Raw genomic sequence first — 1,328 nt, forward strand, 5'->3', positions numbered from 1 at the left:
TGTCCAGCCGATAGATGGGTAACAGAATGGACCGGATACATAGGTAACAGTTCTCCCCCTATGAGTCCGCTGCAGCGCCAAGCGGATTGGTTGGCGCGGCGCTGCAGCGGACAAGCGTCATACGCCTTGTGTCGATGATGCCGAGCTGGTGGGCATGGAACGAAAGAGCCCATTGACCATCCTCGGTCTGGGCGGCCGCGACAGCTTCACCAGCCAATGCCTGCGAGACATAGACGAAGCCGCCGTTCCACCTGATCTCGCCATTGTGGCGTACATGACGGACCGCGGCCTCGGCTGGATAATCAGGCTCGGGCAGCATCGTCGGCATGGCGCGCCGGGAGGATCTGTAATGCTGGGCTGGAGTGTCCATGCCGAGCGCCTCATGGGGACGTTCTTCATTGTAGCTGTGCCGGAAGGCCTCGAAGGCCTGGCCCTGGGCCGTTCTGTCGGCCTCCGGTGCCTCGGCCAGCGGCAACAGGGTCAGATGAAAGCGCTCGTGGCGCCCGTTCTGCTGGGGTTTGCCGGGCGCGATCCGCTCCAGGGCGATGCCGAGTTTGATGAAGCGCACCGCAAGCGGTGTCAGCCCGGTGACACCGGCCGACGCGAAGGGCGGGCCATTGTCGCTTCGGAACCGGTCCGGCAGGCCATGCTCCTCAAACAGCCGCTCGAATACCGGCCAGGCCTCGGCATCCGCCGTCGAGCCGGTCGCTTCGAGCGCCAGCAAGTAGCGGCTCGACGCATCCATCACCGTCAACGGTTCGCAACGCCACCCGTCACGGGTCCGGAACCAGCCCTTGTGATCGCCAGTCCACACCGCGTTCGGCCCTTGCGGCTCCGGCCAAGGTCCATTGCCGCAGGCCCGCAGCCGGGTCCGCTTGCGGGCGCCGACAAGCCCATGCCGCGCAAGGATAGCGCCTGCCGTCGAGGCCGACGGCCAGATCAGTTCGGGAGCCGCGCGCTTGAGCCGCGCCACGATCTTCTTGGGCCCCCACAGCGGATACGTCTCCTTCGCCGCCACGATCCGCTCGACAAGATCAAGGGCTGTCGCACGGCCATGATTGAGCGGCGCTCGCGGCCGATCGTGCAAACCCTCCGGGCCAAACTCCCGGTAGCGACCCAGCCATTTATAGCCGATCTTGCGCGAAATGCCGTAGGCCGCACAAAGCTCGCTCATCGTCTCTTCGCCAGAAAGGCAATCCACTACAAAACGAAGCCGCTCGTCCATGATGCCAGTCTCTCGCCAAACCATCGCCGGGTCCTCCGGCGAGGGAGAAAACTGTCACCTATGCAATCGGTCCATTCTGTTACCTATCTATCCGGTTCGGACA

1 protein-coding gene is annotated in these 1,328 nt (G+C 64.2%); it reads right to left on the bottom strand.

Annotation, left to right across the window (positions count from 1 at the left end; translation table 11 throughout):
- Nucleotides 1-58: 58 nt before the first annotated feature.
- Entirely contained in the window at nucleotides 59-1,249 is a 1,191-nt protein-coding gene (locus EN786_RS35905) for an integrase core domain-containing protein (RefSeq protein WP_127287366.1), read from the bottom strand.
- Between the last annotated feature and the right edge of the window lie 79 nt (nucleotides 1,250-1,328).

Origin of the sequence: Mesorhizobium sp. M4B.F.Ca.ET.143.01.1.1 (assembly GCF_004792275.1) — a bacterium.
GTDB classification, from domain to species: domain Bacteria; phylum Pseudomonadota; class Alphaproteobacteria; order Rhizobiales; family Rhizobiaceae; genus Mesorhizobium; species Mesorhizobium abyssinicae.